Below are 24711 nucleotides of genomic sequence, written 5' to 3' on the forward strand. Positions count from 1 at the left end.
AAAACAATGGTTGTAAATTATGGTGTTGTCGGCACAGGATACTTTGGTGCTGAATTAGCAAGATATATGAAAAAAAATGACGGTGCAGTAATTACAGTGGTGTATGATCCGGAAAATGCAGAAGCTGTAGCAGAAGAATTAGGAGCACGAGTGGCTTCGTCACTAGATGAATTGGTTCAAAGTGATGATGTAGACTGTGTGATCGTTGCCTCGCCTAATAATCTGCATAAAGAACCTGTTATTAAAGCTGCTCAGAATGGAAAAAATGTATTCTGTGAAAAACCAATTGCTTTATCATATGAAGATTGTAAAGAGATGGTAGAAACATGTAAAGAAAATGGTGTGATTTTCATGGCTGGTCACATTATGAATTTCTTTAATGGTGTCCATCATGCTAAAGAATTGATCAATCAAGGGGTTATTGGGGACGTTTTATACTGTCATACAGCTAGAAATGGCTGGGAAGAACAACAACCATCCATTTCATGGAAAAAAATTCGTGAAAAATCAGGAGGCCATCTTTACCACCATATCCATGAGTTGGATTGCGTTCAATTTTTAATGGGAGGTATTCCTGAAACAGTTACGATGACAGGTGGAAATGTAGCTCACCAAGGAGAAAACTTTGGTGATGAAGATGACATGATTTTTGTCAATATGGAATTTCCTGGTAAGCGATTTGCCTTGCTTGAATGGGGCTCTGCCTATCGTTGGGGAGAACACTATGTCTTGATTCAGGGAACAAAGGGTGCTATAAAATTAGACCTATTTAATTGTAAAGGTACTCTAAAAGTAGACGGAAAAAAAACTTATTTCTTAATTCATGAATCTCAGGAAGAGGATGATGACCGCACAAGAATTTATCATAGCACTGAGATGGATGGTGCCATTGCTTATGGTAAACCAGGGAAACGAACTCCATTATGGCTATCTTCTGTTATTGATAAAGAAATGAAATATCTTCATGACATAATGAATGGTGCTCCTGTATCAAAAGAATTTGAAAAACTATTAACCGGAGAAGCGGCGCTAGAAGCAATTGCGTCTGCTGATGCTTGTACTCGTTCCATTAATGAGGACCGAAAAGTTAAATTATCAGAGATCATGGGTTAATAACATTACTGATACGACAAAAGGAGGAAAAATGTCAGATTTAAAAAAATATGAAGGAGTCATCCCCGCTTTTTACGCCTGCTATGATGACCAAGGAGAAATTAGCCCGGAGCGGGTGCGTGCGCTGGTAGAATATTTTATCGCGAAAGGTGTGCAGGGCTTGTATGTCAACGGATCCTCTGGCGAATGTATCTACCAGAGCGTGGCCGATCGCAAGCTGATCTTGGAAGAAGTCATGGCAGTGGCTAAAGGGAAATTGACCATCATTGCTCACGTAGCCTGCAACAACACCAAGGATAGCGTGGAATTGGCACGACATGCAGAAGAACTAGGAGTGGATGCCATTGCGGCCATTCCACCGATCTATTTCCGCTTGCCAGAATACAGTGTGGCCCACTACTGGAATGAAATCAGTGCAGCCGCACCCAATACAGACTTTGTCATCTACAATATCCCGCAATTGGCAGGGGTCGCTTTGACACCGAGCCTTTACAAGGAAATGTTGAAAAACCCACGGGTGATTGGGGTCAAGAATTCTTCGATGCCTGTTCAGGACATTCAAACCTTTGCTTCTTTAGGAGGCGACGACCACATCGTCTTTAATGGTCCGGATGAACAATTCTTAGGTGGCCGTCTCATGGGAGCGCATGCTGGGATCGGTGGCACCTATGGTGCGATGCCAGAACTTTTCTTGAAGCTCAATCAGCTGATTGCTGAGAAAGACTTGGAGACTGCGCGTGCCCTGCAGTTTGCCATCAATGACATTATTGGAGTCTTGACGTCTGCTCATGGCAATATGTATGCGGTCATCAAAGCGGTTTTGCGCATCAATGAAGGTTTGGACTTGGGATCTGTTCGCTCCCCTTTGACGCCAGTAGTAGAAGCGGATCAAGAAGTGATTCAACGTGCTGCTCAACTCATTCAGGACACAAAAGCCAGATTCCTTTGATCAAAGGAGGTCTAGATGAATCCATATGTTGTAATTGATATCGGAGGGACCAGTATCAAGTATGGTCTAACCGATGCAAAAGGGCAACTCCTAGAGACCCATGAAATGCCAACGGAGGCCCAAAAAGGAGGACCTCACATTCTTAACACAACAAAGGAAATCGTAGCCCGTTATTTGAAGAAGCATCCCTTGGCAGGGGTTGCGATTTCTTCGGCCGGAATGGTCGATCCTGATAAGGGAGAAATCTTTTATGCAGGCCCACAAATTCCCAACTATGCAGGCACCCAATTCAAAAAGGAAATCGAAGAGACCTTTCAGATCCCTTGCGAGATTGAAAATGATGTCAACTGTGCCGGTCTCGCAGAGGTCACTACAGGCCATGCAAAAGGATCGAACAATGCTGTTTGCCTGACAATTGGGACAGGGATCGGCGGTTGCCTCTTGCTTGATGGTCAGGTCTTTCATGGTTTTAGCAATTCAGCCTGTGAGGTTGGCTATCTTCATTTGCCAGATGGTGCCTTTCAGGATCTAGCTTCAACAACTGCTTTGGTCGAGTATGTGGCAGAACATCATGGTGATCCTGTGGAACAGTGGAATGGTCGCCGGATCTTTAAGCGGGCAACAGAAGGAGATAAAATCTGCATGGCTGGAATTGATCGAATGGTGGCCTACCTCGGAAAAGGACTGGCCAATATCGCCTATGTGGTCAATCCAGAGGTCATCGTTCTTGGAGGGGGGATTATGGCTCAGGAAGCCATCCTCAAGCCAAAAATCTATCAAGCCCTGTGTGCCGAACTGGTTCCTAGCCTAGCAGATAAGATCCGTTTGGAATTTGCCCACCATCAAAACGCTGCGGGTATGTTGGGGGCCTACTACCACTTTAGACAAAAACATGAAACATAAAACAAGTCGCGTTGGCGACTTGTTTTTGATTCATCAAAAAAAGCATGAAAGATGAAGAAAGCCTGATCTTTCATGCTTTTTAAATAGGGAGACCATATTAAGATTTTCGAGAACGTTGATTAGAAAGTTTTTTGTTTTCCCAGTAGCTATTAAAGACAATTTCCTTTTGTTCTCGGCTTTTATTAAGGAAATGAGCATAGATCAAATCGACCACAATGAGGAGTGGTAAAATGGCGGAGATTCGATCGATATAGGTACTACTAGGAAGAGGTGCGGCCGGTAACACTTCTGTGAATCCTTGGTGGATGGCAGCCGGGTTAGCGGTCACAAGAACCGTTTTAGCCCCTTTTTCTTTGGCGTCCAGGAGACTATCTGTAATGGAGTTGGTGCCTCCTGACAATGAGAAACCGATGACTAAACAAGAGGAATCGAGAATACTGGTCGTCCAGGCAAAGCCGTCTTGATCAGTCAGGGCTTCACAAACGACGCCTAGTCGCATAAAGCGCAATTTCATTTCTCGAGCGACTAAACCGGAACTACCGATCCCGAAGAAATAGACTCGGTCTACTTGATCGATTAGTTCAGCTACCCGATCTAATTGAGAATCTTTTACCAGACTTTCAGTGACGTTACTGATATGGTGGTAGCGTTGCAAGACGCTCAGCGTCAGTTCGTCATGCACTTGCACCTGTTTTTGATTTTTGGTTTCTTCGTTAAAGTGATAGACAAATTCCCGATAGCCGGAAAAACCACATTTTTGAGAGAAACGCGTCAAAGCTGCCTTTGAGACATGGAGTAACTCCGTTACACGAGAAGAGGACAGGGAGTGCTGTCGTGCTTCGGATGATAAAAAATATTGGGCAATGTCGCGTTCCATATCTGTTAACTCAGCTTCATGGCTGGCGATAATGGCGCGTAAATCTTGATCTTGTTTCACAGCAATCCTCCTTTCTCACGAGATGAAATAACAGGATGCTCCTATAATATATTACACATTATAACATGGGTAACCGCTTTATTCAAGTAAAAGAAATCAAGAAATACTGAAACTAGGAACAGGATATGCGAAAAGAAGAGAACGCTACCAATCCTGGCAGTAGTGGCTTGTTGGTTATCCACAATTTTCTGAAAATTTCCGGTTGGGCCTGAACAAACGATATGAATTGTGGTATAATTTAAGATAATTGTACTGTTGTTGGAAGAACAATGGTTGAATAAGGAGGTGTGACAATGTCGAATGCAACACTCGAGATGATGCAAGAGATCGAGCAAGCAGCTCAAGGCGTGATTGTAGGCTATGAAGCTCAAGTCGAACAAATCCGAACGGATTCACGCGATCGCCTTGCAACAGTGGCACAGCATTACGATGAGGAAACCAAGCAATTGGTTACAGAGGCAGAAAAAAACGCCCAGGAAAAACTCGTCCGTTTAACGAAAGATCTGGAAGAAACGGTTGCGCGCAATGATGCCAAAGTACAGCAAGCGATGACCGATAAGCGAGCTGGGTTAGTTGAAGCCATTGTAGAAAAGGTGGTAGCAAGCTATGGCCGTTAGTCAGATGCAAAAACTGTCTCTCATCTTGCCCAAAGATGACTTGGACAGTCTCCTACTAGCGCTGCAGTCTGAGGCGAAAATCCAGATTTATGACCTAAGTGAACAGGAAGAGTGGCAGGCTGCTTTTGAGGCAAATACCTTGTCTCAACCCTTGACAGAGGACAATCGTCAAGTCTTGGTAGAGCTACAAAAACGTCAAGAACAAGTTGAAAAAATGATTCAGACTCTGGAGCCCTATATGCCTGAGAAGAAGGCCCTGCAAGCTCTGAAGGAAGAACCTTTAAGTTTGTCTTTTGATGATCTGCAGGCCCACGGGATGATTCGAGATGAGGATCTTCTATTGACCAAGTTGAAACGCCAATTGCGCGTGTTAGACAAGGCTCGACAGAAGATTGCAGATGCAAAGGGAGAGATAGAGCGCTTAGAAAAATGGCGACCGTTAGAGGTGACGCCAGCTGCCCTTGCTACCTTTCACTATGTGCATGGTTTGATTGGGACTATCCCGAATAGCGATACAGACGCTGTTCGTTCTTCCTTAAAAGCTCATCCTGAGCTAGAGTTAGAAGAAGTCTTTACGTCTGAGACTGAACACGGCTATGTCATCTTGTATCGTTCGGGAGACCGTGTAGCTGTTCAGGAGCTTCTGGAAGAACATGGGTTCAAAGAATTGGACTATGAAGAAGAGCAAGTCCCAGCTGCTTACTTGGATCGCCTAGAAGGGGAAATCAAAGAGCAGGAAGCTGTCGTTGCAGCAACCCTATCCGAGTTACAAAACTCCCAGAAGGAGCTGGACCAGCTCAAGTACCAGATGGATTACTTGCTGAGTTCGGGAGCTCGTGAGGAAGCCAAGTCGCTTCTTGCCAGCACGCAAAGCTTGGTAGCTCTAGAGGGTTGGATTGAAACCTCCCAAGTGGCCTCATTACGAGACTTCTTGCAAGAAGGTTTTGGTTCTCGGGTCTTACTAGAGACACGCGATGTGACGGAAAAAGATTGGGATGACGTTCCGATCCAGTTGCGAAATAATGCCTTGGTAGAGCCCTTTGAATTAGTCACAGAGATGTACGCCCTGCCTAAGTATTACGAGAAAGATCCAACACCGATCGTTTCTCTCTTCTACTTTGTTTTCTTTGGCATGATGGTCGCAGATATCGGTTATGGACTGTTGCTAACCTTGGCGACAGGCTTTGCCCTTAAAGCCTTCAAGCTCAAGCCTGGTACAGCCAAGAACCTTCGTTTCTTCAGTCTCCTCGGAATTTCAGTTGCCCTTTGGGGTGTGGTCTATGGCTCTTTCTTTGGATTTGAGATGCCTTTTGCCTTGATCAGTACGACCAGTAACGCCATGACCATCCTGATCCTCTCAGTGGTCTTTGGTTTTGTCACTGTCTTAGTGGGACTGTTCCTAGGGGGAATGAAAAATGTCCGCCTCAAAGACTACACCGAAGCCTATAATGCTGGCTTTGCTTGGGTCTTGATCTTACTTGGTTTAATGCTTCTAGCAGTAGGCAATATCTTGCCAGGGATGAGCCTTCTAGTTCCGATTGGTAAGTGGCTGGCTATTTTGAACGCCATTGGGATCTTGATTGTTTCCATTGTCAGTGCCAAGAAGCTGTCCGGTTTAGCGTCTGGTCTCTTTAACCTCTACAATGTCAGTGGGTATGTCGGAGACTTGGTCAGCTTCACCCGTTTGATGGCCTTGGGCTTGTCTGGAGCTAGTATCGGTTCGGCCTTTAACCTCATTGTCAATCTCTTCCCACCGCTTGGACGGTTTACGGTAGGGCTTATGCTCTTTATCGTCCTACATGCCATTAACATGTTCCTGTCCTTCTTGTCAGGATATGTGCATGGAGCCCGTTTGATCTTTGTGGAGTTCTTCGGTAAGTTCTACGAAGGAGGAGGCAAGCCATTTCGTCCTCTCAAACCTTCTGAACGCTATATTAAAACAAAAAAATAAGTATTATCTTTAAAAAATAGGAGTATATTCATGGAATCTTTAGCATCATATTTTTCAGCCCATGGGGGCGCCTTCTTTGCAGCATTTGGTGTGGCGATCGCAGTTGCACTTAGTGGAATGGGATCTGCTCTTGGGGTTGGTAAAACGGGTCAAGCAGCAGCAGCCCTCTTGAAAGAACAACCCGAAAAATTTGCCCAAGCCTTGATTTTGCAATTGTTGCCAGGTACACAAGGTTTGTACGGATTCGTTATCGGGATCTTGATCTGGTTGCAAATTAAGCCAGATATGCCACTTGAAACAGGAGTTGCTTACTTCTTTACAGCTCTTCCAGTTGCGATCGTTGGTTATTTCTCAGCAAAACACCAAGGAAATGTTGCGACAGCAGGGATGCAAATCTTGGCCAAACGTCCTGAAGACATGATGAAAGGGGTTATCCTTGCGGCCATGGTTGAAACCTACGCCATCTTGGCCTTCGTTGTGTCCTTCCTATTGACCCTACGCGTCGGCTAAGAGCTAGCTTTGATGGATTCGCCTCGCGAGGCGAAAAACACAAGACGCATGCAATAGGAGAAAAAACGATATGGATGAACAAACCCAATTAAAGGATTCGATCTTGGCCCAAGCCCACGAAAAAGGGCGTAAACTCTTAGAAGAGGCCAAGGAAACCATCCTAAAAGAAGAGACTGCACAAGAAGAGCGGTTGATCCAAGAGAAACTCAATCAACGCTCTGAGCAGCTCAAGCGGATTCAACGTCAATTGCAACGTGAAACCCAACAAATCGAAAATAAAAAACGCCAATCAACCCTTGTCACCAAGCAACGAGTCTTAAAGGATCTCTTTGCAGATGCTTATGAAGCAATGGTGGCTTGGCCCCTTGACAAGGAAATGCAGTTTGTAGATGCGATTTTAGACCGCTATCAAGGGCAAGTTGTGACCCTGACCTTTGGGGCGGTGAGTGCTAGCAAATTTGATCTAGCAGCTCTCGAGAAATTAAAGCAAACTCATCAGAATGTGACAGTTGCGGATGCGACGATTCCAGCTCAGGCAGGCTTTGTCTTGTCGGTTGGGAAGATTGATGACAACTATCTCTACCGTGATTTGGTGGATTCCATTTGGGAGCAAGAAAGCTACCAGATGGCAGCCAGCATTTTCACCGATGAAGAGAACTAGGAGGTTGCAATGAGCGAACGGACCTATTCTCAAGTTAATACAGGAATCAGCGTACGTGAGGCCAGTTTTGTCAGTCCCAGTCAGTTCGAGCAGTTGCTTGCAAGTCCCTCCAGTGAGAGCCGAGAAGGCTTGCTACAAGGGACACCTTATGCTTTAGATAGCCAGGAGATCAAGGATTTATCAGTCCTTGAAGCCCGTCTGATGGCAGCCTTGTTGGCAGAATACCAATGGGCTTTTGAGGTAAGCCCTCAGTCAGACCTGGTTAGCCTTTTTACCTTGAAGTACACCTATCATAATCTCAAGGTTTATCTAAAACACAAGGCGACAGAGCGCAAGTTGGGGCACTTATTGATCCCTATCGGTCCTTATTCTCTCGATGTGCTCGAGCATTTGGTAGCGACCTTTTCTGCGGAGCATTGCCCAGCCTTTATGGCGGAAGAAGTGGCTGCAACCTGGCAAGAATTCCAAGATTATCAGGACTTGCGGGTTCTCGAAATCGGGATGGACTTAGCTTATTTTAAACACCTGAGATACTTAGGGGACAGCCTAGATCATCCGATTCTGAAGCAGTTGGTGGACGTGACCATTGACTTTTACAATGCGATTACAGTTAAGCGGGCCTTGGATCAGCAAAAACCGCATAGCTTTATGCACCAATTACTTTCAGATGAAGGAAGCCTCAGTGCCCATCAGGTGATCGACCTGCTAGAATCCGGTCAGTGGTTGACCTGGTTTTATCAAGTCAATCCGCTGGACTACGATCTCGCCTTAGAGACTTATGAAGAAAAGATGCGCACCGGTCAACTAAAGACCGTAGAGTTGGAGTATTTAGAAAGCTTGGTGAAATTCAGTCTTCTAGACGCTGGCCGTTTTGAAGTCGATGGACCACTCCCTCTTGTCCGTTATCTTTACGGAAAAGAGTTAGAGGTGACCAACCTTCGTTTGGTCATCTCTGGTTTGGACAATGGTTTTCCGCTAGCAGAAATCAAAGAAAGGATGAGACCGATTTATGGACAAACTGACCTATAAGATCGCCGTTGTGGGCAATCGGGACGCCATCCTTCCTTTTCGCCTGATTGGCTTTCAAACCTATCCGGTCACGGAGCCACAAGAAGCGATCAATACCCTGCGAAAACTCAGTCGGGAAAACTTCGGGATTATCTACCTGACAGAGGATATTGCTCAGGCCATTCCAGATACAGTGGCTTTTTACGACCAGCAGCTGACACCGGCTCTGATCCTTATCCCGACCCATAGAGGAACTACGGGACTGGGCCAACAGCGGATTCGTGATAATGTCGAAAAAGCAGTAGGACAGGATATTTTATGAGAACAAATGAATTTGGCCAAGCGATTGGCGATGCACTGCCGGATTTTACACCAGGGCGTCTGCCAGCTATTGAGCGGATCGAAGGTCGCTATACCGTGATCGAGCGCCTCTCAAAAGAAAAACATGGAGCAGATCTTTATCAGGTCTACGGGCCGGACTCTCCAGCAGCGATGTGGACCTTTCTGTTCAAAGGCCCTGCCCGCAATGAAGAGGAGTGGGACCATCTATTAGATGATCTCATGACAGCCCAAGGTCGCTTTTACTATGCGATTGTAGACAAAGATTCAGGCAAGGCTTTGGGAACTTTCTCTCTCATGCGGATCGATCAAGCCAACCGGGTGATCGAAGTCGGAGCAGTGACCTATTCACCAGCGCTCCAAAAGACACGCATGGCTACGGAAGCCCAGTATCTGTTAGCGCGCTACGTGTTTGAAGATTTAGGCTACCGCCGCTATGAGTGGAAATGCGATGCCTTAAACCAAGCATCTCGCAAAGCAGCTGAGCGCTTAGGCTTCACCTATGAAGGCTGTTTCCGTCAGGCTGTTGTTTATAAAGGTCGTACCCGCGATACAGACTGGTTGTCCATCATTGACCAAGAATGGCCAGCTATCAAACAGCGGCTAGAAGCTTGGTTGGATCCAAGCAATTTCGATGCCAATGGCCAACAAAAGCAATCTCTAAGAGAGATAGCGCAAAAGTAAAACAAAGAAACAAAGGATTCCCAGGAGGAATACATGACTCAAGGAAAAATTATCAAAGTTTCCGGTCCCTTGGTGGTCGCATCAGGGATGCAGGAGGCCAACATCCAAGATATCTGCCGGGTCGGCGATCTTGGTTTGATTGGCGAAATTATTGAGATGCGGCGGGACGAAGCCTCTATCCAAGTATATGAAGAAACGTCTGGAGTCGGTCCAGGAGAACCAGTGGTCACAACCGGAGCTCCCCTTTCTGTTGAATTGGGACCAGGCTTGATCTCTCAGATGTTTGACGGGATCCAACGCCCCTTGGAACGCTTCCAAGAAGTGACTGCCAGTGACTTTTTGGTTCGTGGGGTGCAAGTTCCAAATCTAGATCGGGACACCAAATGGGCCTTCGAACCAAGTGTGACTGAAGGGACAGAAGTGGTCGCTGGAGACATCGTCGGTACCGTTCAAGAGACCAATATGGTGGAACACCGCATCATGGTACCCTTTGGTGTGAGTGGACGTGTGACCAAGATCGCAGCAGGTTCTTACACAGTGGAAGAGCCGGTCTATGAGATCGAGCAGGCAGATGGCAGTCTCTTTACTGGTACTTTGATGCAAAAATGGCCGGTTCGTCGAGGCCGTCCCTTTGCACAAAAACTGATTCCAGTAGAGCCTTTGGTCACAGGTCAACGGGTTATTGATACCTTCTTCCCTGTTACGAAAGGTGGAGCTGCAGCTGTTCCTGGTCCTTTCGGAGCTGGAAAGACCGTTGTGCAACACCAGGTGGCCAAGTTTGCCAATGTAGACATCGTAATTTACGTTGGTTGTGGGGAACGTGGGAATGAAATGACGGACGTTCTGAATGAGTTCCCAGAATTGATCGATCCAACAACTGGTCAATCCATTATGCAACGGACTGTTCTGATCGCCAATACTTCGAACATGCCAGTAGCAGCGCGGGAAGCTTCTATCTACACAGGGATCACCATTGCGGAATACTTCCGTGATATGGGCTATTCTGTTGCCATCATGGCCGATTCGACATCGCGCTGGGCTGAAGCTCTCCGTGAAATGTCTGGTCGTCTAGAAGAAATGCCAGGGGATGAAGGGTACCCAGCCTACCTTGGTAGCCGGATCGCCGAATACTACGAGCGTGCAGGTCGGGTCAAGACACTTGGAACTACTGCGCGCGAAGGTTCGATTACGGCAATCGGTGCCGTTTCCCCTCCAGGTGGAGATATTTCAGAGCCGGTAACGCAAAATACCTTGCGGATCGTTAAGGTCTTCTGGGGACTGGATGCTCAATTGGCCCAACGTCGCCACTTCCCAGCCATCAACTGGTTGAGTTCTTATTCCCTTTACCAGGATGAAGTCGGTCGCTATATCGATTTACATGAACAAATCAGCTGGTCTGAAAAAGTGACCCGCGCTATGAACCTGTTGCAAAAGGAAAGTGAATTGCAAGAAATCGTTCGCTTGGTTGGTTTAGATTCCTTGTCTGAAAAGGACCGCTTGACCATGAATGCGGCCAAGATGATCCGCGAAGACTACCTGCAACAAAATGCCTTTGATGAGGTGGACACCTATACTTCCTTCAGCAAGCAGGTGGCCTTGTTGACCAACATTTTGACCTTTGACCAAGAAAGTCAAAAAGCACTAGAATTAGGGGCTTACTTCACAGAAATCATGGAAGGAACCGTAACTCTTCGAGACCGCATTGCCCGTAGCAAGTTCATCCATGAGGATCAGTTGGCCACTATTCAAGCCTTGAAAGAAGAAATCGTAGAAACCCTACACCAAATCGTCGCAAAAGGAGGAGTAGACAATGAGCGTGATTAAAGAATACCGTACTGTCAGCGAAGTTGTTGGCCCCTTGATGATTGTCGATCAGGTCGAGGGTGTTCACTACAATGAACTCGTAGAAATCAAGCTCCATGACGGAACAACCCGTCAAGGACAAGTCCTCGAAGTCCAAGAAGACAAGGCCATGGTCCAACTCTTTGAAGGATCTAGCGGGATCAACTTGGAAAAAGCCAAGGTTCGCTTTACCGGACGTCCCCTAGAACTCCCTGTGTCTGAAGACATGGTGGGCCGCATCTTTAACGGGATGGGCAAACCCATCGACTGTGGTCCAGAGATTATTCCAGAGAAGTACTTGGACATTGATGGACAAGCCATCAATCCTGTTTCGCGGGACTATCCAGATGAATTTATCCAGACAGGGATCTCAGCCATTGACCATTTGAATACCTTGGTTCGGGGCCAAAAACTCCCAGTATTCTCAGGTTCAGGTCTTCCTCACAAGGAGTTGGCGGCTCAGATTGCCCGTCAAGCGACGGTTCTTAATTCGGAAGAAAACTTCGCCGTGGTCTTTGCGGCCATGGGAATTACCTTTGAAGAAGCCGAGTTCTTTATGAACGACCTTCGGGAGACAGGTGCGATTGACCGCTCTGTCCTCTTCATCAACCTAGCCAATGACCCAGCTATCGAACGGATTGCGACTCCTCGGATCGCCTTGACAGCCGCCGAATATTTGGCCTATGAAAAAGACATGCACGTCTTGGTTATCATGACCGACATGACCAACTACTGTGAAGCCCTTCGGGAAGTATCCGCTGCCCGCCGGGAAGTTCCAGGTCGTCGAGGCTATCCAGGTTACCTTTATACTAACCTCTCAACCCTCTACGAACGTGCAGGACGCTTGGTTGGAAAGAAAGGATCTGTGACCCAAATTCCGATCCTCTCCATGCCAGAAGATGACATCACCCACCCCATCCCTGACTTGACAGGCTACATCACAGAAGGCCAGATTATTCTGTCCCGTGATCTCTACAATAGTGGTTACCGTCCACCGATCAATGTTCTTCCATCCCTTTCTCGTTTGAAGGACAAGGGTTCTGGTGAAGGCAAGACTCGGGAAGACCATGCGGCGACCATGAACCAGCTCTTTGCGGCCTATGCCCAAGGAAAACAAGCCAAAGAACTGGCTGTAGTGCTTGGGGAGTCTGCCTTGTCAGATACCGACAAGCACTATGTTAAATTTACGGACCGCTTTGAGCAGGAATACATCAACCAAGGCTTCACAACCAATCGGACGATTGAGGAAAGTTTGGATCTCGGTTGGGAACTCTTATCCATCCTTCCACGAACAGAGCTTAAACGGATCAAGGATGAGATGATTGACAAGTATCTGCCAAACAAAGAGGATTAGCCCATGGCACGATTAAATGTAAAACCAACTCGGATGGAGCTCAATATTCTCAAAGAGCGCCTCAAGACAGCAACCCGGGGGCACAAGTTGCTCAAGGATAAGCGGGATGAACTCATGCGCCGCTTTATTGAAGCTGTACGTGAGAATAATCGCCTGCGCCAAAAGGTAGAGGCGGCGCTGGTGGACAATATGCAAGATTTCGTGATGGCCAAGTCACTAGAGAGCGACCTCATGGTGGAAGAAATCTTTGCTGTACCTACGCGAGAAGTGATGCTGCATATTGAGGAAGAAAATGTCATGAGTGTGCGCGTGCCCAAGCTCCATGCCCGTATCGATAATCCATACGGAGATGATGAAGGGGACGTGGTTTATAGCTATCTCGCCTCTAACAGTCAAATGGACAGCACCATTCAAGAAATGGGAGATCTCCTCCCAGATTTGCTCAAATTAGCGGAAATCGAAAAAAGTTGCCAACTCATGGCAGACGAAATTGAGAAAACCCGCCGTCGAGTAAATGGGCTGGAGTATGCGACTATCCCAGACCTCAAAGAAACCATCTACTATATCGAAATGAAACTCGAGGAAGCCGAACGCGCCAACCTCGTCAGAATCATGAAGGTAAAATAAGATACAAAGCCGTTAAGCAACTCAAAGGAAAATAGGGAGCAGGACAGAAGCACTGTTGTATAGAATGCTTCGTTGTCCTGCCCCCACAAGGCTGATTAGGATTTTTCCGAGCTCTTAAAGCGAGAGAAAAATCCAATCAGCTACTGTGCCTTTGAAGTTAGTACTATTACAGTTTGCGTTTTTCACACAGTACTTAGCCCGGCCTCAATTACTTAAAAAAGATAAGAACCTCATCAAGAAACCATTCCTAGATGAGGTTTTTTTGCACCCTCTCACTCTTCTTCCACTACCTTATTTTTATGTTACTAGTTTGTAACAATATGACAAGAAAGACGAAATGTTACAAGAAAAATACAGTTTTGTTAAATAGCCAAAAAGGCCTTTTATTATTTTTAAATTGTGATAAGATAGTATAGTAGTTCATTTGTTCAAGAAAATCTTGAGCAAAAAACAAAGAAAAAAGAGGATAAAAGATGAAATTAAAAGTTAATACGAAAGCCTTGATCGCTTCAACAGTAGCTCTTGCAGTGATTCCATTTACAAAAGCCACTGCAGAAACACTTGAAGATTGGGTGGCTCGCTCAGTAGATGAAATCAAACATGATATCCAACAAAGTGGTGAGAACCAACAAACGTATACCATCAAATATGGTGATACATTGAGTTCGATCGCAGAAGCGCTTGGAATCGATGTTCATGTGTTGGCAAACTTGAACAACATCAGCAATATGGATTTGATCTACCCAGGTACTGTTTTGAAAACAACAGTAAATGATCAAAAAGAAGTAACTTCAGTTGAAATCCAAACTCCTCAAGCAGGTGCAACAGATGCAACTGTTGCAAGTGCTGACTTGACAACGAATCAGGTGACAGTAGCTGACCAAACAGTCGCTGTCAACGATTTGTCTAAACCAGTAAACGAAGATAACAAAGCTGTTCCGGTTGCTCCAGCAGCGGAAACTCAAGAAGCACCAGCGGAAGCTCCTGTAGTTGAAGTACCAGCAGCAGAAACACCAGCACAACCAGCTGTTCCAGAAACACCAAACTACGGTGCTCCAGCTGTAAATGTTGAAGTTCAAAATCAAGAAGCAGCCCCAGCTGCTGCTCCTCAATCTGCTCCAACCGCAGAAGCAGCTCCTGCTGAAACACCAGCACCAGCAGAGGAAGCTCCGGCAGCACAACCTGCAGCAGTAGAAACTGCAGCTGCACCTGAAGTACAACCAGTAGCATCAACTCCAACAAGCGGAAATACTATTCCAACTGATCCAAATCTTCAACCTCAAGCGGAAGCTTTCCGTCAAGAAATTGCAGCGAAATTCGGTATCACAAACATCGGTGGTTACCGTGAAGGGGATCCAGAAGACCATGGTAAAGGACTTGCAGTAGACGTGATGGTTCCAACAAATTCAGAGCTTGGAGATCAAGTTGCACAGTATGCGATTGATAACATGGACCGTGCAGGTATCTCATATATTATCTGGAAACAACAATTCTACATGCCAGTAAATAACATTTACGGACCAGCTAATACATGGAACCAAATGCCGGACCGTGGTGGAGATACAGCAAACCACAACGACCACGTACATATCTCATTTAACGGATAATAAAACTTTGAACTAGGACAAGTGCCTAGTTCTTTTTTTGTATGCACAAAAAAGGCCGGAAGACGAATCTTCCAGCCAGACGATGATTATAAAATATGATCGACTTTTTCCACCTGATAAAGGGCAATCGCCATGATAATGGTTAAGACCAGGAGCATAAGAATGGCAGGTGTCCAAGAGTGGAAGAGAGATTTGCTGTAGCCGAAGAGGATGGGACCAAAGGCTGCAAAGACGTAGCCTCCTGTTTGGGCAAGACCGGAAAGTTGAGCTGTTTTTTCAGGTGTGCTGGATTTCATAGAGAAAGCGACCATGAGGTAAGGGAAAAGCGAACTAACGGAACTTCCAATCAGGGCATTTAATACCAACCAGTAGAAGAAGTTGCTGGTCGGGATTAATAGCATGGCTACCCCCAGAATCCCTGCTCCGACAACAATCGTCAGCATCAAGCGTCGATTGCGATCGGATAATCGTGTCGTTAAACTTGGGATCGTCAAGGAGAATGGGAGACTGATCAAGGTAAATACTGAAGCCAGTAGTCCAGATTCAACCTTTGAAAGGCCAGCTTGAACAGCCATGGTCGGAAGCCAGGTCATACTTGTGTAGAAAAGCAGTGACTGCAAGCCTCCAAAAATCATGATAGCCCAGACATACTTATTGGTATACCACTTGCTACTAGATTCTGTAGTAGCCGTCTTTTTTAGATGGTGGTTGTAGCGAAGGTTAGGAATCCAGATGACCAAAGCAAGAGCACATAAGGCTGTCAAGATGTTGACCAAACCTTGCCAAGAAGTGGCTTTGGTGATCGGAACGGCAACAGAAGAGGCGATCGCTGTGGACATCCCCATAGAAGTGATGTACAAAGTGGTCAGAATGCCTAGTTGGCGGGGTCTGTTCGCCTGAATCAGGCTTGGAAGTAGCACATTGAGAAAGGCGATGCCAGCTCCAATCAAGATGGTTCCCAGATAGAGGAAGGGGAGGTTGATAATCCGAATGGCAGATCCGATCGTCATTGCGATCAAGACAAGAAAGAAGAGGCGCTCAATCCCCAACTTTTTAGCAAATTGAATCGCAAAAGGTGAGAAAATGGCAAAGGTGAGAAGTGGTAGGCTAGTCAATAGTCCCAGAGAGCTCACATCTACCCCCAAACCAGCAGCGATGTCAGACAAGACCGTCGGAAGCGTAGTAAATGGTGTTCGTAAAACAATCCCAAGCATAATGATGCCCGGGATGAATAGCATAGAATGTGTTTTTTTCATAAATCCTCCTCAGACAAAAATTCTCTTCATTATAACATAGATCGAGCATAAATTGGAGTATTAGTACAAATGAAGGAGAAGGAACGTAGTTCTCACTAGCGTTCGAACTGCGTCAACGTACCTAAGTTCGTCTACGCCCTTACTAGGTCTGGTTCACAAAAATAGATTAGTAACAATTGCATAACGCAGTGGTTGATTGGTATCTTTGTTCGCTCTTATAGCTCCAAAGAATACCTAATCAACTGTGCGGGGGTGAGACAACGAACAATTTTATAAAATTGTTCTGTCTCACTCCCATAGAAAAAGCCACCGGTTTTGGTGGCTCTTATAGGGAGATTATTATGAAAAAGTTTAGGATTTTCTATCAAACAAAGTTAGGAGGTCTTTATTTGATGGTTTTATTATAAGGCGGTTTGCTTAAAGAAAACTTAAGAAAAGGCGCTGATCGAAAGAATCGGTCTGAAGTCTGAGAAAATACATTAGCTAGCATCACAAATAAGCTGTGTTTTTATTTATAATAACTTTTTCTTTTTAAAGTATGTAGTTTCCGCTCTGCTTAAACTGCGTCAATGTACTTAAGCTCACTAACGTTCGCTAAGGAAATAAAGATCGTAGTTCTCACTGTCGTTCGAACTGCGTCAACGTACCTAAACTCGCTGATGCTCGTAAAGGTACGTAGAGAAAAAGCCACCGGTTTTGGTGGCTCTTATAGGGAGATTATTATGAAAAAGTTTAGGATTTTCTATCAAACAAAGTTAGGAGGTCTTCATTTGATGGTTTTATTATAAGGCTGATTTCTTAAAGAAAACTTAAGAAAAGACGCTGTTTATAAGAATCGGTCTTAGGTCTGATAATTTTTTACAACAGAAACTATTTAGATTTTTTTCTAAATAGAGTTGACAAACCCATCCGAAAGCACTAGAATCTATTTAGAAACATTTCTAAATAGAATAGAGGAGATAGAGAATGAATTTTGCGCAAACATTTAAAGCTTTATCGAATCCGATAAGAAGAAGTATCTTAGAACTGCTAAAGGCGGGGAAATTATCTGCTGGTGATATCGCTGGCCACTTTGATGTAGCAGGAGCGACGATTTCCCATCATTTAAGCCTCCTCAAGCAGGCAGATTTAATTCGAGAGGAAAAAGAGAAGTATTTTATCTACTATGAACTCAATACTTCTGTCTTGGAGGATTTAATGGTCTGGCTCGTTGATTTGAAAGGAGACTCTACTGATGAAAACGAATAAAAAACTATTGCTATTAACTTCTATGGTGATCCTTTTCCCCATGCTTTGGGGGCTGATGATTTGGTCGCAATTGCCTAACCAAATCCCGATTCACTTCAATTTTGCTGGCCAGGCCAATAACTTCCAATCGAAACCCCTGGTTGTGTTTGGTCTTCCTATTTTCGATCTCATGGTGCATCTGTTTATGATTTTCGTGATCGGACGTGATCCTAAGAATCGCACGATGAATGAGAAAATGATCAGAGCGATTTACTGGTTGACCCCAATCGTTTCCTTAAGTACCTCCTATCTCATCTATAGCAAGGCGCTAGGATCTACTACCAATCCATCAGTTTTTGTTTCGGTGTTGCTGGGTCTCATCTTTGTGATCATGGGCAATTACATGCCGAAGCTAAAAGTGAATCACACGGTTGGAATACGTCTGCCTTGGACTTTGCAGAGTGAAGATAACTGGCACAAAACCCATCGCTTGGCAGGGAAGTTGTGGGTCCTCGGAGGTTTGATCCTTCTACTTGAAGCAGGACTTCAATTCGCACTTTCTTATGTTTTGGTGCTGGTCATCCTCGCCATTGTGGTTATCCCTATGGTGTACTCTTATCAATTAAGTCGGAAAAATCGTTAGTATGAAAAACAACCAGAGAAGAAGCCAGTCGGGAACGGTTTCTTTTCCGGTTGTTTTTGTTTGTTCATCGTTTCAAATTCAAAACGTTCAGGAAAATACGAATTTTTCGGAAAGCTTATAGTATATTCTTTACACTTGGCTACTATATTCTATTTTCAGACAGAATAGTATCTTTCTGGATAGTTGACTCAGTTTTCTTCCATTATATACTATTATTGAAGGAAAACCATTGATAAATTATAATTGTAAATAAAATATTTAAAGTAATTTCCCTATTTCGCTTAAACTTATTCATATTTTATGAAATTAATCAGTAGATATCGTTCTGAAAATCCTTGGTATTACATTGTTTTTAGTCCAACTGAAACCCATGCTTTCCAAACCAGGTCTTAAGAAAGCTCGTAAAGCATCACAATTATCAAAACGTTAATCAACACGCTTATATCAACGTTTACAGACATTTAAGAAATTTCTCTTGGATGTCTTTTTTTGTCTAGCTAAATTTTACAAATTGGGCAATTTAGGTTACTCAATAATATAAAAAAGATAAAAATTTAAAGTTCGAATTTTAATTTTAAAAAAAGTAATTATTATTGAATATCTGTTCAAACATTTTTTTCTAAGGTTAATATAAGTATATATACTTTAAAAAAGGAAGTCAAACATCTTGCTCATAGATTTTTGCATTTTTAAAAAATACATTTTGTCATATAATAATGTGGAAAATTGACGGATTCCTTACATAATCATATAATATGAATATGTAAACCCTTACATACTATTCTACTTATACTTGATAAAATGCAAGTTCTTGAGGATCTATAAATATATAGACACTCTTCTATTTATAAAGTGAAATAAAGAATCACGGAGAAAGTTTATGGATATTAAAGAGACATTCAACCAGCTAGACAATACAAAATTTAATGATTTCAATAATCGCCTTGAAGGTTTTGAGAAACTTTTTAAAGACAAAAATTATTTTACCCATCCCGAAGATTTTAGCTCAATCTTTAGCATTTTGGTAAAGTATGGAAAAAGTACAAGTAAATATATTTTATCGAAAGGAGAGATATATGAGTGAAATAGTTATTAATGCTCAGAATTTATCTAAAAATTTTTATAATTTTGATTCAAGACTCCCATTTATCAAGAGATTTTTGAAACGTAATCAAATAACGATTCGAGCTGTTCAAGATATTAGTTTTACGATTAAGAGAGGGAGTATAGTTGGCTTTATTGGGAGTAATGGAGCTGGTAAATCCACAACGATTAAAATGTTGACTGGGACTCTTTATCCTAGTTCCGGAAAATTAGAAGTGAATGGAGAAATTCCATTTAAAAGAAGTATAAATTTTAGAAAAAAAATTTCAATAGTAGTAGGAAATAAATTACAGTTATTTCAAGATGTTTCGGCTATGGATTATTTTCAATTGATTGGTACTTTATATGAGGTAGAACCGGCGATTTTACAAGAACGAATTCAGGAATTAAGCAATTTGTTGAATGTAAAAGATCAGCTTTACCAGCAGGTCCGGACCCTCTCTCTTGGACAAAAAATGAAAATGGAGTTTATCGCGGCATCTTTAACAAGTCCGGAAATATTATTTTTAGACGAGCCTACTATAGGGTTAGATATACAGTCTAAAAAAGATATCAGAACATTTTTAAAGAAAATGAATGAAGAATGTCATACTACTATTATTTTAACGAGTCATGATATGGATGATATTTCGTCTGTTTGTGACGAATTAATCGTCATTGACAAAGGAAAAATTATTTTGCAGGAGTCAATGGATGTTATTTTATCTAAATTTTCTGATTTTAAATATTTAAAGATAAAAATGACATTAGATTTGGTACCAGAGTTATGCTCTGTTAAAGGAGTAGTAGTCATTTCTCAAACAAAATCGGAATGTATACTAAAAATACCTAGAGATTTTGTCTTTGAGACATTAGAATCAATCAATAAGCTTGTAGATATAGAAGATTTTGAAATATCAAATCTTTCTTTAGAAGAAATTATTTTACAAAACTATTTTACAAAAAAGGAGCACAATTGAAAAAAGAAATGTCTATTATTCTGATATCATTTCGATCTATTTTGAACTATAAATCAAGTGTACTATTGTTAATGTTACAGGCAAGTATACAAATTATGATATCAGTATTTTTATGGACGTATATATATCAGAGTAACCAGATAAATATAGCAGGATATGATTTTACCTCAATGGTTCAATACTATTTGGGGACTATAATTTTTTCATATTTTGTTTTTTATCCAGTTGATTGGGAAATCAATGACGATGTTCATTCAGGAAATTTTTTTAGCATATTAATAAAACCTGTTACTTTTTATAAGTATTATTTTTGTAAAATGCTTGGAGATAGGCTTGCTCATTTATTATTTATCATCATTCCTGTCATTTTATTCTCCAGTGTTTATTACAAGAATGAGTTATTAACCATTGAAATTCTTATTTTAGGAAGTATTGCAATTATTCTATCTATGGTTCTATGGTTTTTAATATCATGTTGTGTAGGTATGCTTTCTTTTTGGTTAGAAAATATATTTTTTGTCCTTACTGTTAAAGAAATAGTAATTCAGTTTTTATCAGGAATATTATTGCCTTTAAGTTTTTTTTCAAATAATTTTCGTCTGTTTTTAGATGTATTACCTTTTAAATACTTAGTATATGAACCGCTTCAGATGTTTAGTAATGATACATATAAATTAATAGACTATTTGAGAATTATTTGTATTCAATTGATTTGGTGCATCATTTTTTATATTATATCAAGATTCATATTGAGAAAAGGAGTGGAGCACTTCTCAAATGTGGGAGGATAAAATGTTTAGAATAAAAGTAATTTTTAGGCTACTTCATTTTGGTTTTAAATCTGATATGAATTTTCATTTTGACTTCTTTTGTGGTCTATTTTCGTCGATACTGTGGATTGGTTTACCTATTGTATTTTTTAGATTGATTTTCTTAAACATAGACTCTTTTAATGGTTGGGACTATTATCAAATTTTATTTTTGGTAGGTTCCTACACTATTGTAGATGGAGTTATGATGGGATTGTTAATTAGAAGTATGGGAATTTTAGAATCAGATATTTTGAGTGGTAACTTGGATCAAATTTTATTGAGGCCGTTTGATACTCAGTTGTTCTATATTTTTAGATCATTTAATTTAGTTCAATTCGTGAATACTTTTTTTGGTCTTGCGATCATTTTTATAAGTTATGGAAATTTAAATGTACATTTAAATTCATTAAAAATATTATTTTATATCCTTTCTTTAATGTGTGGTTGTATTATATATTATTCAATTTGGTTTCTAATAACGATTAGTTCATTTTGGTTCCCAACTAAATTTTCAAAAGTAGATGTATTTTTGAATTATATTGGAATTTCTAAGTATCCATATAATATTTTTACAGGTATTAACAGATTGATCACTATGTTATTTGTTCCCAATTTATTAATTGCCAATCCTGCAGTATTAATATTTTTAGGGAAAGATACATTGAACCTATTTTTCTATCAAATAGTTTTTACAGTTTTTTTGATTATTATCAGTCGTACAATTTTTAGAAAAGGATTGAAAAAATATGAAAGTGCAGGAAGATAAACAATGTTGTTCAGTTATATGTTTGACTAAAGGAAGTGATTCGCTGTACTTTGTTTTGTGGTCATTGAAACATCAGATAATTATAAACTATAATTTAAAGAATAGTATTATTAACTTATAGGTGCTAAGAAAAAATTTAAAGAAATTCCCTCATTCAATCAAACTTATTCATATTTTTTAAAATAAGAAAATAGTTGGATTTTGATGATGGTTGATATAAAGCTAAACTGAAAGTACCTGAAATCCAACTGTGTCAAACCAGGTCATACGATCTGTGAGAAAAAGAACACATAACAAAAAGAGGAGCTTCACAATAAAGTTCCTCTTCTTTTATATATCCGAATCATTATTCTTATTTCAAAAAAGGTAGTGAAAAAGGTAGTGATTCGGTTGATTTATATTGCAATGTAGTGAAATTTAGAATTTCAAGAATCGCTTAAAATCAAGGTTTCTAACATCTATTGACGTGTAGTGAACCCCTATTTCACCTCTGTAAACACAACGTGTTTGCGAAGTTTTGGTGAGTATTTCTTCAATTGAAGACGGTCTGGAGTGTTACGTTTGTTTTTAGAAGTAAGGTACAAGCGTTCACCAGATTCTTTGTGTTCAAGTGTAATATTTACGCGCATGGTATCTCCCTTCTATTATTCAGCTGATGCAGCTTTAGCGATCTTACGTCCTTTGTAGTATCCTTTAAGTGATACACGGTGTGAACGTGAGTAATCTCCAGTTGCTTCGTCAAAGTTTACAGATGGAGCTGTTACTTTGTAGTGCGTACGACGTTTGTTTTTCTTCGCTTTTGATGTGCGACGTGCAGGTACTGCCATTTCGTTATTCTCCTTTTAAGATATAAATTCAATTAGGTTTGATTTTCATCAACTTTAACAGTATAACAAAACTTTTTTGTAAAGTAAAGTTACTTGACAAAAAAATTGAAATTTTTGGGAAAAGTTTCTTCTCCCTAGTTGATCTCAAAGTTTGGATCTGTCTTTGGGCCTTCTTTTATGCTATAATGGTAAAAAATGAAACGAGAGGAATGACATGACAGAATTAGACAAACGCCATCGTAGTAGTGTCTACGATAGCATGGTAAAATCTCCCAACCGTGCCATGCTTCGCGCGACGGGAATGACCGATGAAAGTTTTGAGAAACCGATTGTCGGAGTGATTTCGACATGGGCGGAAAATACTCCTTGTAACATCCACCTCCACGATTTTGGAAAACTGGCCAAAGAAGGTGTGAAAGATGCAGGAGCTTGGCCGGTCCAATTTGGCACCATTACAGTTGCGGACGGGATCGCTATGGGGACACCAGGGATGCGCTTCTCCTTGACGTCACGTGATATCATTGCGGATTCTATCGAAGCTGCTATGGGTGGTCACAACGTCGATGCCTTTGTAGCCATCGGTGGCTGTGATAAGAACATGCCTGGTTCCATGATTGCCATTGCCAATATGGATATCCCAGCGATCTTTGCTTATGGTGGGACCATTGCTCCAGGGAATCTCGATGGAAAAGATATCGACTTGGTTTCTGTTTTCGAAGGGATCGGGAAATGGAACCATGGTGATATGACTGCTGAAGAAGTAAAGCAACTAGAATGTAATGCCTGCCCTGGCCCTGGTGGCTGTGGTGGTATGTATACGGCCAATACCATGGCGACAGCGATCGAGGTCCTTGGTATGAGCTTGCCAGGTTCCTCTTCTCACCCTGCTGAATCAGCTGATAAAAAAGCCGATATCGAAGAAGCAGGTCGTGCAGTTGTCAAAATGCTTGAAATGGGACTGAAGCCATCTGACATCTTGACCCGTGAAGCCTTTGAAGATGCCATTACAGTGACCATGGCACTGGGTGGATCCACCAATGCGACTCTTCACTTGCTTGCGATCGCTCATGCGGCCAATGTGGACTTGACCCTTGAAGACTTCAATGATTTCCAAGAGCGCGTGCCTCACTTGGCTGACTTAAAACCATCAGGTCAATACGTCTTCCAAGACCTTTACAATGTCGGTGGTGTGCCAGCCGTCATGAAATACCTTCTTAAGAATGGTTTCCTTCACGGGGATCGCATCACATGTACTGGTAAAACAGTAGCTGAGAACTTGGAAGCCTTCGCTGATTTGACACCAGGTCAAAAAGTTATCATGCCACTTGAAAATCCTAAACGTGCAGATGGTCCATTGATCATCTTGAAAGGGAACTTGGCTCCAGAAGGGGCGGTTGCCAAAGTATCAGGTGTGAAAGTTCGTAACATCACTGGACCTGCTAAGGTCTTTGACTCGGAAGAAGCAGCCATTGAAGCGGTTCTTTCGGATGAAATCGTGGATGGCGACGTTGTTGTTGTCCGCTTCGTAGGTCCTAAGGGTGGTCCTGGTATGCCGGAAATGCTGTCCTTGTCATCTATGATCGTTGGGAAAGGCCAAGGAGACAAGGTGGCCCTCTTGACAGACGGACGTTTCTCTGGTGGGACTTACGGTCTCGTTGTTGGTCACATTGCGCCTGAAGCTCAGGTCGGTGGCCCAATCGCCTACCTCCACACAGGGGATCTGGTAACAGTAGACCAAGATACCAAAGAAATCACCATGCACGTTTCAGACGAAGAGTTGGCGAAACGCAAGGCAGAAACAACCTTGCCACCACTGTATAGCCGTGGGGTTCTCGGTAAATACGCCCATATCGTTTCTTCCGCCTCTCGTGGTGCTGTGACCGACTTCTGGAATATGGAACAGTCTGGTAAACAGTAATTACAAGGACGACTTTGTCCAAAGAGAGAGTGGGACAGAAATCGGTAATTCGTTAGAATTCGATTTCGTCGTCCCACCTCCGCACAGTTGAGTAGGG

25 protein-coding genes are annotated in these 24711 nt (G+C 42.4%); 21 read left to right on the forward strand and 4 right to left on the reverse strand.

What is annotated here, in order from left to right; genetic code table 11:
* The first annotated feature begins 6 nt into the window (after positions 1-6).
* From K1I56_RS06760 to K1I56_RS06770, 3 genes are read left to right on the forward strand one after another with little or no spacing between them, the layout of a single operon-like run.
* Complete coding sequence (locus tag K1I56_RS06760) at positions 7-1113, forward strand: Gfo/Idh/MocA family protein (protein ID WP_201089627.1); 1107 nt, start codon at positions 7-9, stop codon at positions 1111-1113.
* Between the two features lie 31 nt (positions 1114-1144).
* A complete protein-coding gene (locus tag K1I56_RS06765; RefSeq protein ID WP_037608222.1) occupies positions 1145-2062 on the forward strand; it encodes a dihydrodipicolinate synthase family protein in 918 nt (305 codons plus the stop codon).
* Positions 2063-2077: 15 nt separating this feature from the next.
* On the forward strand, positions 2078-2965 hold the full coding sequence (locus K1I56_RS06770; RefSeq protein WP_201089625.1) for an ROK family protein: 888 nt from the start codon (positions 2078-2080) through the stop codon (positions 2963-2965).
* A gap of 97 nt (positions 2966-3062) precedes the next feature.
* On the opposite strand, the gene K1I56_RS06775 is transcribed toward K1I56_RS06770, so the two are convergent.
* The gene (locus K1I56_RS06775; protein WP_118228641.1) at positions 3063-3902 is read right to left on the reverse strand and encodes a MurR/RpiR family transcriptional regulator; all 840 of its coding nucleotides are present in this window, start codon (positions 3900-3902) and stop codon (positions 3063-3065) included.
* Positions 3903-4195: 293 nt separating this feature from the next.
* On the opposite strand from K1I56_RS06775, the gene K1I56_RS06780 reads away from it, so the two are divergent.
* The 11 genes from K1I56_RS06780 to K1I56_RS06830 all read left to right on the forward strand — a co-directional run bounded on the left by K1I56_RS06780 (position 4196) and on the right by K1I56_RS06830 (position 15102).
* Positions 4196-4519: a hypothetical protein gene (locus K1I56_RS06780; RefSeq protein WP_049507263.1), complete on the forward strand. Its 324-nt coding sequence runs from the start codon at positions 4196-4198 to the stop codon at positions 4517-4519.
* Entirely contained in the window at positions 4509-6470 is a 1962-nt protein-coding gene (locus tag K1I56_RS06785; protein ID WP_223325591.1) for a V-type ATP synthase subunit I, read from the forward strand. The genes K1I56_RS06780 and K1I56_RS06785 overlap by 11 nt, the downstream gene beginning before the upstream one ends.
* Positions 6471-6500: 30 nt before the next feature.
* The gene (locus K1I56_RS06790) at positions 6501-6980 is read left to right on the forward strand and encodes a V-type ATP synthase subunit K (RefSeq protein WP_003009435.1); all 480 of its coding nucleotides are present in this window, start codon (positions 6501-6503) and stop codon (positions 6978-6980) included.
* A 70-nt stretch (positions 6981-7050) separates the two neighbouring features.
* Entirely contained in the window at positions 7051-7641 is a 591-nt protein-coding gene (locus tag K1I56_RS06795) for a V-type ATP synthase subunit E family protein (RefSeq protein WP_223325592.1), read from the forward strand.
* Positions 7642-7650: 9 nt separating this feature from the next.
* Positions 7651-8670 (forward strand): V-type ATPase subunit, encoded by a 1020-nt coding sequence (locus tag K1I56_RS06800; protein WP_223325593.1) that lies wholly within the window; start codon positions 7651-7653, stop codon positions 8668-8670.
* The gene (locus K1I56_RS06805; RefSeq protein WP_201089621.1) at positions 8651-8971 is read left to right on the forward strand and encodes a V-type ATP synthase subunit F; all 321 of its coding nucleotides are present in this window, start codon (positions 8651-8653) and stop codon (positions 8969-8971) included. Before K1I56_RS06800 ends, K1I56_RS06805 begins: the two co-directional genes overlap by 20 nt.
* Positions 8968-9672: a GNAT family N-acetyltransferase gene (locus K1I56_RS06810; RefSeq protein ID WP_024055129.1), complete on the forward strand. Its 705-nt coding sequence runs from the start codon at positions 8968-8970 to the stop codon at positions 9670-9672. The genes K1I56_RS06805 and K1I56_RS06810 overlap by 4 nt, the downstream gene beginning before the upstream one ends.
* A gap of 33 nt (positions 9673-9705) precedes the next feature.
* Positions 9706-11496 (forward strand): V-type ATP synthase subunit A, encoded by a 1791-nt coding sequence (locus tag K1I56_RS06815; protein ID WP_195424260.1) that lies wholly within the window; start codon positions 9706-9708, stop codon positions 11494-11496.
* Entirely contained in the window at positions 11483-12868 is a 1386-nt protein-coding gene (locus K1I56_RS06820) for a V-type ATP synthase subunit B (protein ID WP_223325594.1), read from the forward strand. The genes K1I56_RS06815 and K1I56_RS06820 overlap by 14 nt, the downstream gene beginning before the upstream one ends.
* 3 nt (positions 12869-12871) lie before the next feature.
* The gene (locus K1I56_RS06825) at positions 12872-13495 is read left to right on the forward strand and encodes a V-type ATP synthase subunit D (protein WP_070666698.1); all 624 of its coding nucleotides are present in this window, start codon (positions 12872-12874) and stop codon (positions 13493-13495) included.
* 473 nt (positions 13496-13968) lie between these two features.
* Complete coding sequence (locus K1I56_RS06830) at positions 13969-15102, forward strand: LysM peptidoglycan-binding domain-containing protein (RefSeq protein ID WP_223325595.1); 1134 nt, start codon at positions 13969-13971, stop codon at positions 15100-15102.
* An 86-nt stretch (positions 15103-15188) separates the two neighbouring features.
* Here the strand turns inward: K1I56_RS06830 and K1I56_RS06835 are convergent, their stop codons facing one another.
* A complete protein-coding gene (locus tag K1I56_RS06835; RefSeq protein WP_118228635.1) occupies positions 15189-16358 on the reverse strand; it encodes a CynX/NimT family MFS transporter in 1170 nt (389 codons plus the stop codon).
* A gap of 966 nt (positions 16359-17324) precedes the next feature.
* Between K1I56_RS06835 and K1I56_RS06840 the strand changes: the two genes are divergently transcribed.
* The 6 genes from K1I56_RS06840 to K1I56_RS06865 all read left to right on the forward strand — a co-directional run bounded on the left by K1I56_RS06840 (position 17325) and on the right by K1I56_RS06865 (position 21869).
* Positions 17325-17606, forward strand: a complete 282-nt coding sequence (locus tag K1I56_RS06840; RefSeq protein ID WP_223325596.1) for an autorepressor SdpR family transcription factor — start codon at positions 17325-17327, stop codon at positions 17604-17606.
* Positions 17593-18228, forward strand: coding sequence for an SdpI family protein (locus K1I56_RS06845; RefSeq protein ID WP_061455895.1), 636 nt, complete (start codon positions 17593-17595; stop codon positions 18226-18228). The genes K1I56_RS06840 and K1I56_RS06845 overlap by 14 nt, the downstream gene beginning before the upstream one ends.
* A gap of 880 nt (positions 18229-19108) precedes the next feature.
* Entirely contained in the window at positions 19109-19312 is a 204-nt protein-coding gene (locus K1I56_RS06850) for a hypothetical protein (protein ID WP_049472641.1), read from the forward strand.
* The gene (locus K1I56_RS06855; RefSeq protein WP_003010129.1) at positions 19305-20291 is read left to right on the forward strand and encodes an ABC transporter ATP-binding protein; all 987 of its coding nucleotides are present in this window, start codon (positions 19305-19307) and stop codon (positions 20289-20291) included. Before K1I56_RS06850 ends, K1I56_RS06855 begins: the two co-directional genes overlap by 8 nt.
* Entirely contained in the window at positions 20288-21082 is a 795-nt protein-coding gene (locus K1I56_RS06860) for an ABC transporter permease (RefSeq protein WP_003013825.1), read from the forward strand. The genes K1I56_RS06855 and K1I56_RS06860 overlap by 4 nt, the downstream gene beginning before the upstream one ends.
* 1 nt (position 21083) lies before the next feature.
* The gene (locus K1I56_RS06865) at positions 21084-21869 is read left to right on the forward strand and encodes an ABC transporter permease (protein ID WP_003013947.1); all 786 of its coding nucleotides are present in this window, start codon (positions 21084-21086) and stop codon (positions 21867-21869) included.
* A 479-nt stretch (positions 21870-22348) separates the two neighbouring features.
* Here K1I56_RS06865 and rpmG read toward each other — a convergent pair whose 3' ends face one another.
* Positions 22349-22498 carry a 50S ribosomal protein L33 gene (gene rpmG / locus K1I56_RS06870; protein ID WP_001265622.1) on the reverse strand — a complete coding sequence of 50 codons (150 nt, stop codon included), beginning with the start codon at positions 22496-22498 and terminating at the stop codon, positions 22349-22351.
* A gap of 15 nt (positions 22499-22513) precedes the next feature.
* A complete protein-coding gene (gene rpmF, locus K1I56_RS06875) occupies positions 22514-22696 on the reverse strand; it encodes a 50S ribosomal protein L32 (protein WP_003009516.1) in 183 nt (60 codons plus the stop codon).
* 214 nt (positions 22697-22910) lie between these two features.
* Here rpmF and ilvD point away from each other — a divergent pair, with 214 nt between their 5' ends.
* Positions 22911-24614, forward strand: coding sequence for a dihydroxy-acid dehydratase (gene ilvD, locus K1I56_RS06880; RefSeq protein ID WP_004219590.1), 1704 nt, complete (start codon positions 22911-22913; stop codon positions 24612-24614).
* The last annotated feature ends 97 nt before the right edge of the window (positions 24615-24711 follow it).

The sequence above is a fragment of the Streptococcus parasanguinis genome, from assembly GCF_019929185.1.
Classification (GTDB): Bacteria; Bacillota; Bacilli; order Lactobacillales; family Streptococcaceae; genus Streptococcus; species Streptococcus parasanguinis_O.

Excerpts from the sequence above, each read along its gene's own strand:
- K1I56_RS06760 (WP_201089627.1), top strand. The coding sequence starts at position 7 with ATGGTTGTAAATTATGGTGTTGTCGGCACAGGATACTTTGGTGCTGAA.
- K1I56_RS06765 (WP_037608222.1), top strand. The coding sequence starts at position 1,145 with ATGTCAGATTTAAAAAAATATGAAGGAGTCATCCCCGCTTTTTACGCC.
- K1I56_RS06770 (WP_201089625.1), top strand. The coding sequence starts at position 2,078 with ATGAATCCATATGTTGTAATTGATATCGGAGGGACCAGTATCAAGTAT.
- K1I56_RS06780 (WP_049507263.1), top strand. The coding sequence starts at position 4,196 with ATGTCGAATGCAACACTCGAGATGATGCAAGAGATCGAGCAAGCAGCT.
- K1I56_RS06785 (WP_223325591.1), top strand. The coding sequence starts at position 4,509 with ATGGCCGTTAGTCAGATGCAAAAACTGTCTCTCATCTTGCCCAAAGAT.
- K1I56_RS06790 (WP_003009435.1), top strand. The coding sequence starts at position 6,501 with ATGGAATCTTTAGCATCATATTTTTCAGCCCATGGGGGCGCCTTCTTT.
- K1I56_RS06795 (WP_223325592.1), top strand. The coding sequence starts at position 7,051 with ATGGATGAACAAACCCAATTAAAGGATTCGATCTTGGCCCAAGCCCAC.
- K1I56_RS06800 (WP_223325593.1), top strand. The coding sequence starts at position 7,651 with ATGAGCGAACGGACCTATTCTCAAGTTAATACAGGAATCAGCGTACGT.
- K1I56_RS06805 (WP_201089621.1), top strand. The coding sequence starts at position 8,651 with ATGGACAAACTGACCTATAAGATCGCCGTTGTGGGCAATCGGGACGCC.
- K1I56_RS06810 (WP_024055129.1), top strand. The coding sequence starts at position 8,968 with ATGAGAACAAATGAATTTGGCCAAGCGATTGGCGATGCACTGCCGGAT.
- K1I56_RS06815 (WP_195424260.1), top strand. The coding sequence starts at position 9,706 with ATGACTCAAGGAAAAATTATCAAAGTTTCCGGTCCCTTGGTGGTCGCA.
- K1I56_RS06820 (WP_223325594.1), top strand. The coding sequence starts at position 11,483 with ATGAGCGTGATTAAAGAATACCGTACTGTCAGCGAAGTTGTTGGCCCC.
- K1I56_RS06825 (WP_070666698.1), top strand. The coding sequence starts at position 12,872 with ATGGCACGATTAAATGTAAAACCAACTCGGATGGAGCTCAATATTCTC.
- K1I56_RS06830 (WP_223325595.1), top strand. The coding sequence starts at position 13,969 with ATGAAATTAAAAGTTAATACGAAAGCCTTGATCGCTTCAACAGTAGCT.
- K1I56_RS06835 (WP_118228635.1), bottom strand. The coding sequence starts at position 16,358 with ATGAAAAAAACACATTCTATGCTATTCATCCCGGGCATCATTATGCTT.
- K1I56_RS06840 (WP_223325596.1), top strand. The coding sequence starts at position 17,325 with ATGAATTTTGCGCAAACATTTAAAGCTTTATCGAATCCGATAAGAAGA.
- K1I56_RS06845 (WP_061455895.1), top strand. The coding sequence starts at position 17,593 with ATGAAAACGAATAAAAAACTATTGCTATTAACTTCTATGGTGATCCTT.
- K1I56_RS06850 (WP_049472641.1), top strand. The coding sequence starts at position 19,109 with ATGGATATTAAAGAGACATTCAACCAGCTAGACAATACAAAATTTAAT.
- K1I56_RS06855 (WP_003010129.1), top strand. The coding sequence starts at position 19,305 with ATGAGTGAAATAGTTATTAATGCTCAGAATTTATCTAAAAATTTTTAT.
- K1I56_RS06865 (WP_003013947.1), top strand. The coding sequence starts at position 21,084 with ATGTTTAGAATAAAAGTAATTTTTAGGCTACTTCATTTTGGTTTTAAA.
- rpmG (WP_001265622.1), bottom strand. The coding sequence starts at position 22,498 with ATGCGCGTAAATATTACACTTGAACACAAAGAATCTGGTGAACGCTTG.
- rpmF (WP_003009516.1), bottom strand. The coding sequence starts at position 22,696 with ATGGCAGTACCTGCACGTCGCACATCAAAAGCGAAGAAAAACAAACGT.
- ilvD (WP_004219590.1), top strand. The coding sequence starts at position 22,911 with ATGACAGAATTAGACAAACGCCATCGTAGTAGTGTCTACGATAGCATG.